The organism is Methylophaga sp. UBA1464 (genome assembly GCF_002325665.1).
Classification (GTDB): Bacteria; Pseudomonadota; Gammaproteobacteria; order Nitrosococcales; family Methylophagaceae; genus Methylophaga.
Window position 1 is genome coordinate 35914 of the sequence record NZ_DCSO01000071.1, and the last position, 8094, is coordinate 44007.

Sequence of the window (8094 nt, forward strand, 5' to 3'; positions counted from 1 at the left end):
TGGCCCGCTTTAACGAAGCCATTCGTAATCCCTACGGTATGATTCTGCTGACCGGTCCGACAGGAAGTGGCAAATCCACCACGCTGTTTGCCGCGCTGCAGGAAATCAATCAACCTGACATCAATATCATGACAGTAGAAAACCCGATTGAATACGTGATGGAAGGGGTGTCGCAGATACAGACCGGCCCCAAAATCAGCTTCGCTGATGCACTGCGTTCCTTATTACGCCATGACCCGGATGTATTAATGGTCGGGGAAATCCGTGATGCCGAAACGGCTGATGTCGCGGTGAAAGCGGCGATGACCGGGCATCTGGTTTTTTCTACCTTGCATACCAACAATGCCGTCAGCGCGGTTACCCGTCTTATCGATATTGGCTGTGAACCGTTTTTGATAGGTTCCACCATGACTGCTGTGATTGCACAGCGACTGGTGCGGCGTTTGTGCAGGCATTGTGCTCGTAAGCGATTTGCGACTGAATCTGAAAGCAAAGCATTGGGCTATGAGGATAAATCAATAGAGATATTTGACCCGGTTGGCTGTGCAGTCTGTCAGGGAACTGGTTTTCGCGGACGTTTGGGCCTATTTGAAACCCTCTGGTTTGATGAACAGCTTGCCAGAATGGTGGCAAAAGGGGCAGATGAAGAAACGCTGGAGCAGGCAGCGGGCGACAAACTTCGTTTCATGTGGCAGGACGGTTGTGAAAAAGTACTGCGCGGTATGACCACGCTGGATGAAATACAGAAAGTAGCCGTGGTGAAACATGTTGCCGGGGATGAGGTGATCTACGATGCCGCTGTATAGCTATAACGCCCTGAGCAGTGCTGGTAATGAACAGAAAGGGTCATTACAGGCAGCCAATGAAAGCATGGCAGCACAGGAGTTACGGGCACAGGGTTTACGCGTACTGGATATTCGTGAACGTAAAGGACAGGGTGGTTTCCTGGGGCAGGCGAATTTTGCTGACTGGCTGGCCACCCAGCGTTCTGTCGGAACGGATTCGTTGATTTTCTATTTCCGGCAGATGGCATTCATGCTCAGAGCCGGTTTACCTGTGGCTCAGGCGCTTGAATTGTCAGCCGGACAAATTTCCAGCAGTCGTCTTAATCTGGCGATAAGAGTCATGCTGAAAGATATCGAAGGAGGGCAATCACTCTCTGCCGCAATGAAAAAACATCGCGATGTGTTCAGCCACATGGTCATCAATCTGATCGTGGCCGGTGAAAACACCGGTGAGCTTGATGTGATCATGGAACGGCTGGCCAGCCATCTGGAGAAACGTTCAGCACTGAAAAAACAAATGATTACGGCATTGATTTATCCGGTCATCGTTGTGCTGGTGGCGATTGGTGTCGCGATATTCATGGTGGTCAGCATTATTCCCAAATTCGCGACGTTTTTGCAGGGACAAGGCAAGGCGTTACCGGCATCAACTCAAGCGCTTATCGATATCTCCGCAGGTATTCGTGAAAACGGCATACAACTTGTCATTGCTGCTATCGCCATACTGATCGCGATCTGGCTGTTTTATCGGACGCCGCAGGGACGTTTATGGATGGATCAGCTTTTATTACGCATTCCGGTGATGGGTAAATTGATGATTAACGGTTCAATGGCCCAGTTGAACTGGGCCATGTCAATTTTGCTGAGCAGTGGTGTCAATATTTTCGATGGACTGAAAATTACAGCAGATTTGATGCCTAATCGTGTCTATGCCGACAAGCTCAAACAAGCTGCAGAGAGGGTTTTTGCTGGTCACGATTTGTCATCCAGTATTCGTCATCCAATGTTACCGGCTCTGGTCACACAAATGATTGCGGTCGGTGAACGCACCGGTACGCTGGACCATATTCTGCAGGAACTTGGCACCTATTATGAAAAGGTGCTGGAAACCGGAATCAAACGACTCACAGCTTTAATTGAACCCGCGATGATACTGGTGATCGGCGGCATGGTGGGATTTGTCTATTACGCCTTTTTCCAGGCGTTGTTTGCGTTGGCTGGTGGGAGGTAAACACGTGCTGCGAAGAAAAGCTTATTACAACGTGATGATGGTCTTGGCTGTCTGGGCAAATGCCGTTATGGCCATTGAAAACGGGGATCCGGAAACAGACAACCTCGCTTTGATGCGTGACCCTTTTACCCCCAGTCAGTTGATGTATCAGATTCGTGGAACAGAGTTAAGCAGCTATTCCAGGGCAGGAACCTTTAACCCGAATGATGCCGTTGCGACAGATATTCCGGATATGCGTCTGCGTGGTTTTGTTTCTGATGACAGCGAGAAAATGCTGGCGTTGCTGGAAGTCGTCGGCCGCGGGGTTTATATGGTCAGAGAAGGCGATGAGATCAATATCAATCCAAGACGCCCTTCAGAGGCGATTCGGATTACCAGTATTACGCGTTTAGGGGTGACGGTGGAAACCGGCACGATTGGCAAAATCCGGGTGTTGAAATAAATGACTATGAAGCAATTTTTCTTTTTTATTCAATTGTTCTGCCTGGTTTTATTACCTCTTAATGCGGTTCAGGCTGCAGACTATATTGATGAGGTTGAATTCAATGATACGCAGCTTGCTGATGTGGTGCGGACATTGTCTGAATTAACCGATACCAACATCATCGCCACACCGGATGCCACTAATCGTCGGCTCACCATCCATCTGAAAAATGTCAGTGTGCTTGATGCTGTTAAATCCATCAGCCGCATCAGCAATTTATGGTATCGCTATGACGAGGATACCAATACCTATCGGATTATGACGCGCGAGGAATACAGTCAGGATCTGGTGGTGCGGGAGAGTGAACATATTGAAGTGTTTACCTTATTAAATGCGAATGTACAGATTATTGCTCAGGCCATTGAAGATTTGTATGGACAGCGCGTCGTTCTGTCACTGGGTCAGGCGCCCGGTGAAGATGTATTTGGGAGTGGTGGACGGAGCGGTAGTAGTCGAGGCAACAACACGGTTCGCAATGTACGTTCATCAAACCTGGGTGGAGTAGGACGTTCAACCAATCGTTTTTCATCAGGTGGCAGAGGAAGTGCTGGCAATACCCTGACAAACGCCGGTTCCCAATTGGATGGAAGCATTTTGACGGTGGATCAGATTTCTCAACTGGCTGCTTCCGTGGAAGCTTCCGGGTCGACCAATATCAGTCAGGAAACCCTCAAACAGGTGACCATCCAGTCACAACCGATTTATGTCACCGTTAACAATGAACACAATATGATTATTGTGCGTACGGATGATCGGGCTGTGCTATCAGCAATCGAAAAACTGATAAAACAAATGGATATTCCGGTGCCACAGGTCATGCTGGAAATGCAGATCCTCAGTGTCATTCTGGGCGAGGATTTTAATTCCATTTTCAATTTCGAGTTACAACCAAGCGGTAGCAATCAATCCTCACAACCCATTTTGCTGGGTAATAATGCCCTGTTGAACTCTGGTACATTTATCTACGAGTTTCTCAACAACCGGCTGCGTGCCAATCTTGAGTTTCTAGAAGAAAACCGACGGGTTCGGGTGTTATCCAACCCGATGGTTGTGGCATCAAATCATCGTGAGGCTGAATTATTTATCGGTGAAGAAACACTGGTTACCGAAGGCTTTCAGTTTTTTGCCTCCGTCATTGATAACGGGGTAGTGATACAGCCAGCTTATGTGCAGGCGTTGGTCAATCGTGAAGATATTGGTATTACGCTGCGCATTACGCCAAGGATAAACTCTGACAGCACGGTCAGCCTGCAGCTCGAACAGGAAAGCTCAACGGTTAATCGTGGTGGCGGTACGATTCCGGTGACCGACGGTGAGGGCGGTGTAACCAATTTATCAGTAGACACTATTAATACAGCAAGGTTAACCGGAACCGTCATGGCCAAAGATGGCCTGACAGTTGCGGTAGGCGGCCTGATTCGAACCAGTGTCAATAAAAATGAACGTAAAGTACCGCTTCTCGGAGAAATTCCGGTGATTGGCCGGGTATTTCGTTCCACGATTGAATCGGAAGAGGATACCGAAACGGTATTGCTGATCACGCCCAGAATCATGAATGCGCCGGGCGAAAGTGAAAAAATTCGCCAGGCAGACAACGCCTATTATCGTTCACATAATGCAGGCTATCCGCCACCAGCTCCTGCACCCAACAGATTTATTGATCGCGATAACGATAACGAACAGACAGGTCCCCAAACTTCTTCAGCTAATACCAATACAGCACCTGTTGTCAGTGAACGTCATCAGGTGTATATGGAAATGAGTCAGTATGCGGCTGAAATGGTGCGTATTCCTGAGGTTGAGCGTATACGGGATAAAAATTACAGTCCGGTTCGGGTCAACACACAAAACAGTCTGCCATTGTTTGCAGATAACCGTATCAGTGCCACACCAGTGGGTAGCTGGAATCGTGGTGGTATGCATGTCACTGCGCTTTCTGTTGTGAATCGGGCCTCTCAGAGTTTGCCGGTCGATTTTCAGAATATTAAAGGCCGCTGGCTGGCTTCATCTGTTGAAAGCAGTCAATTATCACCAGTGGGCCAGACAGAGAGTTCAACTTATATGTATGTGATTTCGGCTCTGCCATTTGATGAGGTTGTGGCTAATGCGCGTTAAGTCGGTTGTCCTGCTATCAGGTGTGGGCTTATTTGCTTTACCGGTATCCACCATATTGGCGGTACCGGCCCTGCAGATGCACGTTTACGAAGAAATGCCTGCTCAGTTGCCGCCGGCCAATCAGGTTGTCGGTCAGGCCGTGGAACCGCAACGGTTGAGGGTACATATCTATGAGAGCCCTCAGAAAATAGCTGAAAAAAAGACGCCCTGGTTACAATACGATAAAGAGGATATTTATTTCAAAACCGGTTATCGGCGTGATGAATTTCGTTGGAATAAAGCAGGATTGGGTGGGCAACCAAACATCCTGTCGGAACTGACCTGGGAAGATCTTGATATTGCCACTGTTAATTTGGGGGCAACGTTATATACCAAAGAAAACTGGTTGGTAAATTTTGATTTCCTGTATGGCGAAATTTATGACGGTAAAAATCAGGATTCGGATTATTTCGGAAACAATCGGACTCAGGAATTCTCAAGATCCAATAACGGGGCCGATGAAGGCAGTGTAATGGATCTGTCTATCGGTATCGGCAAACGATATGAATGGTTGGTAAACGAATCAACACGGACTCGCTTTGAATGGCGACCTATGGGGGGGCTTTATTACTATTCACAGGATTTAAAAATAGTTGATGGATATCAGACACTTTCAGCAGATCCTCGCATACCACCAGTAGGGCCTTTTTCCGGACTGGATTCCAGTTATGATGCGACCTGGTATGGACCATGGATTGGCATGGAAAACCTGTTTATCAAACAGGATGCCTTTGAGCTGGGGTTAAATTTTAAATATCACTATGCTTTTTATGATGCTACTGCACAGTGGAATTTGCGTAGTGATTTTGCTCAACCGGAAAGTTTTACCCATGAAGCTGAGGGGGGCGGATTTGTCACCGAACTGACGGGGGCGTGGCACTTATCGCCTCGGTTAGCCCTTACCTTGGATGTGCATTACCAAAAGTGGATTGCAGACAGAAATGGCAAAGATAAAATCAATTTTGCAAATGGTTCTACCGTGAAACTGAAGTTTAATGAGGCAAAATGGGAAAGTTATGGCATCAGTCTTGGTTTGAACTATGATTTTTAAAATTCAGTTATGCTGTTTCGTCTGAAACGACAAATTTAAAATTTTACATTTCAGGGGCTGTTGATTGATGCATACCCCTGCATATATGTATTTATAAGTCTGTTACTATCTTGGAATATTGCTGTTTCAAAGGTTGATGACTTATGGAAGAAACTAACTATAAAAATATTGTCATGGGAAATACATGAGTTTAAGAGGTCTGATTAATAGCCGGATTTTGTTTTCGGTAATCATTATTAGCATGTTCGGTAGCGTATTAACGATTTGGCAGGCCCGACAATCTGTCGAACGGGAAGTGAATTCTTCTTTCAATCTCGCCTTGCAGATGATGGACCTGGGTTTTAGTCACTTATCCCGTACGTCGATGACAGAGTATGAATGGTTACAGCAGATCAGCGCGATTCAGCATACCCGGCATTTGCATATCAGTATTTTCAATGAAGAAGGAGAAGAGGTGGAATGGTTTGTTCCGGACAGCATTGAGGACGAACGGCCACCCGAATGGTTTGTGAGGGCTGTCAAAACGACTTATCCCTCTGCAAATTATGACATCAGACTTGCTGATGGCCGGTTGAAGCAGATTATTGTTCGTGCTGATCCATTGGATGAGATTGTTGAAACATGGGAAGAGTCAGTCGCTTATTTCTGGTCGGTGATGACAATGATCGGGGTGATTTTTCTGGCCATTAATATTGTGTTTAACTCAATGTTGCAGGCGGTTCGAAGTATTGTTGTGGGGCTACGCAGAGTTGAGTCCGGTCAATATGGACGTAAATTACCGCCTTTTAAAATCAGTGAGTTTGATGCAATTGCAACTGAGATCAATCACTTGTCAGATGCGTTGAAACTGGCCAAAGATAATAATCAGGCATTGGCACGGCATACCATGCAGATCCAGGAGTCCGAAAGACGCAATTTATCCCGGGAATTGCATGATGAGATGGGGCAATCACTGACAGCAGTAAAAGCCATGTCTACAGCTATTCGTCAGCCAGGTGCTGATGTCGCTAAAATTTCCGAATCCATTGCTGATATATGCAATCATCTGGCGGGAGTCGTGCGATCAATGATGCGTACCCTGCATCCACTGAGTCTGGCGGATTTAGGACTCGGGGCAACCTTGTCCGATTTAATAAATGAATGGCGACGTCGCTATCCTGATTTGGTAATTAAACTGGATTATGACGAACGGCTGGATCAGGTGGCTCATGAACTGGCGATTCATGTTTACCGAATTGCACAGGAATGTCTGACAAATGTCGTGCGCCATGCCAATGCAACTGAGGTAACATTAGTCATCCGACAGGAGGGAGAACACACTTCCCCTCGAGTGGTCATGCGAATTCGTGATAATGGTCAGGGAGGTGAATCATCAGGGCATGGGTTTGGCGTGTTGGCTATGCGAGAACGGGTTGAAAATATGGGAGGCCGCTTTAGATTTGAATCTGAAGCGGGTAAAGGCGTTTGTGTAAGCGCATGGATGCCAATTATTGAGAAATCAGATAATGAATGAAAAAAAGATTAGTGTTTTGCTGGTGGATGATCATCAGGTAGTACGTGCAGGATTCAGAATGTTATTGGATTCACAACCCTTTATCGGCAGCATTGTTGATGTCGATCGGGGTGAGTTAGCCTGTCATGAATACGAACGTCAGCGCCCTGATGTCGTGGTGATGGATTTATCAATGCCGGGGATAGGCGGTTTGGAAACCATACGTCGTCTTAAAAAACAGGATTCTCAGGCGACAGTGCTGGTTTACAGTATTCATGATGAATCTATCTATGTAGAACGTGCCATTCAGGCCGGCGCTAAAGGCTATGTCACTAAAAACAGTGCGGCGGAAGTGCTTGCGGAAGCCGTTTTAGCCGTCTCACAAGGTAAACGCTATATCGAACAGGATATCCTGCCGAATATTGATGATTTCAGACATCCTTCCGACACCTTGCATTACGGTCAGGTTGTCGAGCTGTTATCACCGCGCGAGTTTGATGTATTTTGCCTGACCGCTAAAGGCATGACGGCACATGAAGTTGCTGCAGAATTACACTTAGGCTACAAAACCGTGGCTAACTACAATACACAGATTAAAAACAAGTTGAATGTAAACACTACTGCGGATTTGGCAAATATTGCGGTTGTTTTGGGTATTATCAAACATTAATCAGTGCGGTGCTTTGATGCCGTGAGCCATTATTTTTAATGAGCTTATCTGACAATATCAATTGTCCCAAAAAACACAGTTGAGTAATAGTCTTTGTCGGCAAGTTATTGATAGTTATATTTTTATTTTAAAATATTCAAGCCTCTTGAATTCTTTTAAAGACATCCCATCTTCTTTATCAGAAGACAATATTCGTCTTCATGATGAACTGAATTATGGAGGTGTTC

The 8094-nt window shown here is 46.2% G+C and carries 7 protein-coding genes; all 7 read left to right on the top strand.

Annotated elements, in window-relative coordinates:
- Positions 1 to 806 (top strand): GspE/PulE family protein (locus B3O33_RS08570; protein ID WP_292363411.1); only part of this gene is annotated, 806 nt, incomplete at its 5' end.
- A complete protein-coding gene (locus B3O33_RS08575; RefSeq protein ID WP_292359969.1) occupies positions 793 to 2016 on the top strand; it encodes a type II secretion system F family protein in 1224 nt (407 codons plus the stop codon). The genes B3O33_RS08570 and B3O33_RS08575, both read left to right, overlap by 14 nt.
- Positions 2017 to 2020: 4 nt before the next feature.
- Positions 2021 to 2458, top strand: coding sequence for a hypothetical protein (locus B3O33_RS08580; protein WP_292359968.1), 438 nt, complete (start codon positions 2021 to 2023; stop codon positions 2456 to 2458).
- A complete protein-coding gene (locus tag B3O33_RS08585) occupies positions 2459 to 4615 on the top strand; it encodes a DUF3438 family protein (RefSeq protein WP_292359966.1) in 2157 nt (718 codons plus the stop codon). It begins immediately after the preceding gene.
- The gene (locus tag B3O33_RS08590; protein WP_292359964.1) at positions 4605 to 5705 is read left to right on the top strand and encodes a TonB-dependent receptor; all 1101 of its coding nucleotides are present in this window, start codon (positions 4605 to 4607) and stop codon (positions 5703 to 5705) included. The genes B3O33_RS08585 and B3O33_RS08590 overlap by 11 nt, the downstream gene beginning before the upstream one ends.
- A 184-nt stretch (positions 5706 to 5889) precedes the next feature.
- On the top strand, positions 5890 to 7218 hold the full coding sequence (locus B3O33_RS08595; RefSeq protein WP_292359963.1) for an ATP-binding protein: 1329 nt from the start codon (positions 5890 to 5892) through the stop codon (positions 7216 to 7218).
- Positions 7211 to 7867 (top strand): response regulator, encoded by a 657-nt coding sequence (locus B3O33_RS08600; RefSeq protein ID WP_292359962.1) that lies wholly within the window; start codon positions 7211 to 7213, stop codon positions 7865 to 7867. The genes B3O33_RS08595 and B3O33_RS08600 overlap by 8 nt, the downstream gene beginning before the upstream one ends.
- Positions 7868 to 8094: the final 227 nt, after the last annotated feature.

Coding starts and splice junctions, on each gene's coding strand:
- B3O33_RS08595 (WP_292359963.1), top strand. CDS start 5,890: ATGAGTTTAAGAGGTCTGATTAATAGCCGGATTTTGTTTTCGGTAATC.
- B3O33_RS08585 (WP_292359966.1), top strand. CDS start 2,459: ATGACTATGAAGCAATTTTTCTTTTTTATTCAATTGTTCTGCCTGGTT.
- B3O33_RS08600 (WP_292359962.1), top strand. CDS start 7,211: ATGAATGAAAAAAAGATTAGTGTTTTGCTGGTGGATGATCATCAGGTA.
- B3O33_RS08590 (WP_292359964.1), top strand. CDS start 4,605: ATGCGCGTTAAGTCGGTTGTCCTGCTATCAGGTGTGGGCTTATTTGCT.
- B3O33_RS08575 (WP_292359969.1), top strand. CDS start 793: ATGCCGCTGTATAGCTATAACGCCCTGAGCAGTGCTGGTAATGAACAG.